Here is a 3,827-nt window from a genome sequence, read left to right on the forward strand (position 1 = left end):
TCGCCGCGCTCGCCGTCTCGCTCGTCGGGCTGTACCTGACGCCCGCGGCGCTGGCCGCCGTGGCCGACTCCGGTCGGATCGGTGACGGGTTCGCGGTCGGGACGCTCTGGACCGTCGTCACGAAGCGGGCGTACGCGACCGGCTGGCTCACCGCCGCCGCGATCGCGCTCGCCGGCGCGCTCGCGATCGGCGTGCTCTCGGTCGTCCCGGTTCTCGGAACGATCGCGGGGCTGTTCGTGCAGTTCTACGCGCTCGTCGCCGCGGCCGCGATCATCGGTTGGACGTGGGCCGACGTGCGCCCCGTCGCGACCGACTCGACTGAGGCCGAGCCCGCGGAGCGGCCCGCCGTCTGAGCAGCCGTCGAGAAACGAATACGGAAAAGCTGCGAACGCCGCGTTACTCGTCCAGGACGTCGTCGTAGTCGCCGGCGTCGACGCGGTCGTCGAACGTCCGCGCGTCCTCGCCCTCGATGGTGACGCCGAGGGAGGCGCACGTGCCGCCGACCTCCTTGGCGGCGTTTTTCACGTCGTACGAGAGCAGGTCGCTCGACTTCTGCTCGGCGACCTTCTTCACCTGTTCGATCGACATGTCCGCGACGAAGTCCGTCTGGGGCTCGCCGGAGCCCGTCTCGAAGCCGGCCTCATCTTTGATCAGTTCGGCCGTCGGCGGGACGCCGACCTCGATCGTGAACGAGCCGTCGTCGTCGTACTCGACCGTGACGGGGACTTCCATCCCGTCGAACGCGGCGGTTTCGTCGTTGATCTGCGCCACGACGTCCTGTACGTCCACCGGCGTCGGTCCGAGCTCGGGACCGAGCGGCGGGCCGGGGTTGGCCTGCCCGCCGGGGACGAGCGCTTCGATAGTTCCAGCCATATCCGTACGAACCCGGTGACGACTTTTAACGGTTGTTCTTTCAAACAGCGGGAGCCAGCGGTTCGCATGCCCCCGATATCGGCCGCAGGATGACGGTCGGTCCGAGGCTCGCAGCGCGCCGACGTGGACCGACGGGCGGGTCAGGGGGGCGCGACTCGACTACGACTCCGCACCGACCGGATCGTCGGTCGTCCCCGACTCGTCGGCGATGCGCCCGGGGAGGAACGTCCCGGTCTCGCGTCGGACCCCGACGAGCAGCGCGACGCCGGCGGCGAGCGGCATGACGGCGCAGGCCGCGTAGACCGGCGCGAAGCCGACCGCGTCGATCAGCGGCAGCGACACCATGGGGCCGAGCCCGCCGCCGATATCGCCGAACACGTTGTTCGTCCCGGAGGCGCGCCCCATCCGCTCTTCCGGGGTGAGGTCGGCGAGCAGCGCCATCATGGGGCCGCTGGTGCCGCCCTGCCCGGCGCCGATGAAGACGCAGGCGAGCGCGAGGTCGAGGACCGAGCCCGACCGGGCGAGCAGCAGGAACCCGACGAACGAGACGACGAGGAACGTGAGCAGGACCGGCGTGCGCGACTCGCGGGTGTCCGAGATCCGTCCGCCGAGGAGCATGAAGAAGGCCGCGGAGAGGACGGTGCCGGCCATGAACAGCCCCGAGGTCCCCTGCGGGTCGAGGCCGAACAGCGAGATGTCCTCGGCGCCGAGGAACAACACGAGCGTGGAGAACAGGGCGCCGATGTACGCGAACAGCAGCCCGAAGTTGACCAGCCCGACCGTCACGGCCGGGACGGCGGTGTCGACGTCCCACGGCTTGATCGAGTCCGTCGAGCGCTCGCCCGTGACGTGCGTCTCGGGGACGTACCGGTAGCCGACCACGCTGGCGGTGAGCGCGAACGCGGCGGCGACGACGAACGCGGCGGCGTTGCCGGCCAGCGAGGAGACGACCCCGCCGAGCACGAGCCCGGCCGGGAACCCCATCGTGATGCCGCCGCGGACGACGCCCATGTTCGTCCCGCGCGAGCCGCTGTCCGAGAGGTCGGCCGCGATGGTGTACGCGGTCGCGAACACCGCGGCGGAGCCCACCCCCCAGAGGATCCGCGCGAGGAGGAACCACGTCTCGGGCGCGACGGCTATCGAGAGCGGCGTGAACCACCAGTCCGGACCGACGACGAGCGGGCCGACCGCGAAGCGCGGCAGCGCCGCCGCCAGCGGGCGGAGCGACTCGGCCGGCGGGGTCGCGAGCGCGACGACGTATCCGAGGGTCGCGATCCCCTCGATCAGGAGCCCGTACACGAACGGCTTTCGCGTCCCGTACCTGTCCACGAGGGCGCCCGCCGGCGCGTTCGCGACGAGCCGTACCCAGCGGTTCGCCGAGAGGATGACGCCGACCATGAACGCCGAGATACCGAGCACGGCGCCGAGGTTCGGAAGGATGGGAAAGACGACCCCGCCACCGAACCCGACGAAGAAGGTGCTGGCGATCACCGCGAGCAGCACTGTCGGCGGGCGGTCGAAGCCGAGCCACCCCATCTCAGCGCCTCCGCCGGGAAGCCGGCGTCGCCCCGCGCGTCGACTCGGATGCGGTCATTCCGTCTCGTCGTCGCGGGTCATCGCGGCGATCCCGTCCGCCAGCGACGGCGGGTCCACGCCCTCGGCGAGCAGGGGCTCGACGATGCGGCGGAGCGTCGCCTCGGCGACCAGTCGCGTGTACGTGGGTTCGGGGAGTCCGTCGGTGCTCCCGCCGGTCTCGGCATCGCCCTCGGAGCCGGCGTCGGTCCCGTCCGCGCCGCCGGTGAGGGTGATCTGCCGGGTCCGCGCGCCGTCGAGGGTGGCGACGATGAGGGCCGCCGTCTCCGAGACGTCGACCTCGCGGAAGACCCCCGCCTCGATCCCCGATTCGAGGATGTCGGCGACGGTCCCGCGGAGCAGGCGGTCGCTCCTGACCAGCTGCTCGCGGATGCGCTCGTTGAACGGCCCCTGCGTGCGGAGTTCGAGGAGGGCGATGTGGAACGCCTCGCGGTCGGCGGCGTCGGCTTCGAAGACGAACCAGCCGACGAACCCGGCGAGCCGCTCGGCCGGCGGGTCGTCGGCGTGCGCGCGGACCCGCGCCTCGGAGTCGGTGATGACGTAGTCGAGGAACGCGACGAGCAGGTCCTCTTTGGTGTCGTAGTGGTAGTGGAGCAGCGACTTGCTCTTCGAGCACTCGTCGGCGATGTCCTGCATCGTCACGTCGGCGTAGCCGTGGGCGCGGAGCGCGCGGTAGACCCCGTCCATGATCTCCTCGGCCGCGCTCGGCTGATCGCTCATTGACTGACCGGTCAGTCAGCAAGTGATAAATTCCTGTCGGTCGGGGGTGGCGACGGCCGGGGTGCGGACCCGCCACGCTGACCTCGCTGCCGACGTGCGGACCCGCGACGCGGATGCGGCGGTCGACCGCGACCCGACCGGACGAGAACCTGACGGGACGAGAGAGCCGTCGCTCGCGCGTGCAGAGCAGTCGAAAAGCCGATACAACCGTGCTACGTCGTCAGCCTTACAGACGGGTGACGTTCGTGGCGCGCGGACCCTTGTCCGCCTCCTCGATGTCGAACTCGACTTCCTGACCCTCTTCGAGGTCCGGGCCGCCGACGTCCTCCATGTGGAAGAACACGTCCTCGTCCGCGTCGTCAGTGTCGATGAAACCGTAGCCGCCAGTGTCGTTGAAGAAATCAACTTCGCCTTTCGCCATTGCGTCCGTACACCCGGGAGGTATACATAAAAGGCTTCCGCGAGCGGTCTGCGGGGGGCAACGGGTACCACACGGGTGAGGGACGGCCCGTTCCGGGCGTCCCTCTCCAGTCACGGTCGCGGAGTACGGTCCTCCGGGTCACCATCCCGATATTCTCCGTCACCAGCCGGTCGGCCGGAGGTGGGGGTCGGATCGGTCGGAGCGATCGGCCGGAGGTGGG

General features: G+C 70.3%; 5 protein-coding genes. 1 reads left to right on the plus strand and 4 read right to left on the minus strand.

The annotated features are described in order from the left end of the window. Nucleotides 1-353: DUF4013 domain-containing protein (locus tag R6U01_RS01405; RefSeq protein WP_410284673.1), on the plus strand; the 353-nt coding region annotated here is incomplete at its 5' end. Nucleotides 354-396: 43 nt separating this feature from the next. Here R6U01_RS01405 and R6U01_RS01410 read toward each other — a convergent pair. From R6U01_RS01410 to R6U01_RS01425, 4 genes are all read right to left on the minus strand, one after another. After that, a complete protein-coding gene (locus R6U01_RS01410) occupies nt 397-873 on the minus strand; it encodes a 50S ribosomal protein L11 (RefSeq protein ID WP_410284674.1) in 477 nt (158 codons plus the stop codon). 159 nt (nt 874-1,032) lie between these two features. Beyond that, nucleotides 1,033-2,409: an MFS transporter gene (locus R6U01_RS01415; protein ID WP_410284675.1), complete on the minus strand. Its 1,377-nt coding sequence runs from the start codon at nt 2,407-2,409 to the stop codon at nt 1,033-1,035. 54 nt (nt 2,410-2,463) lie between these two features. Further along, entirely contained in the window at nt 2,464-3,186 is a 723-nt protein-coding gene (locus R6U01_RS01420) for a TetR/AcrR family transcriptional regulator (protein WP_410284676.1), read from the minus strand. A gap of 226 nt (nt 3,187-3,412) precedes the next feature. Further along, complete coding sequence (locus R6U01_RS01425; RefSeq protein WP_112077413.1) at nt 3,413-3,607, minus strand: cold-shock protein; 195 nt, start codon at nt 3,605-3,607, stop codon at nt 3,413-3,415. Between the last annotated feature and the right edge of the window lie 220 nt (nt 3,608-3,827).

It is taken from the genome of Halorubrum sp., from assembly GCF_046498025.1.
GTDB lineage: Archaea > Halobacteriota > Halobacteria > Halobacteriales > Haloferacaceae > Halorubrum.